The 353-nt window shown below is 35.4% G+C and carries 1 pseudogene; it reads left to right on the forward strand.

Going from position 1 to position 353, the window contains the following annotated elements:
- Positions 1 to 353, forward strand: a pseudogene (locus COL05_RS29735) (transposase); the annotation flags it as partial.

Here is a 353-nt window from a genome sequence, read left to right on the forward strand (position 1 = left end):
TGGAAGCTTTTCTAAAACGATGTACAAATTACACACAACAATTTAAACTAGACGTACTAAACTTTATGATTGAAAACGGTATGTCCTTATTTGAGACGGCAGCTATCTTTAATATTCCTGCCCCTTCAACGATTTCTGTTTGGAAAAAACAGCTCGAAACACAAGGAATTGATGCCCTTCAATCTAAGAAAAAGGGGCGTCCATCCATGAAAAAAGATTCAAATAAACAATTAAAACAAGCTTTAGCTGACGGGTCAGTCGAAGCACTTGAAGCACGTATTAAACAGCTTGAAATGGAAAATGAGTACTTAAAAAAGTTGAATGCCTTAGTTCAAAACAAGGAAAAATCACGA

Source organism: Bacillus sp. AFS059628, assembly GCF_002571225.1.
Lineage (GTDB): Bacteria > Bacillota > Bacilli > Bacillales > Bacillaceae_G > Bacillus_A.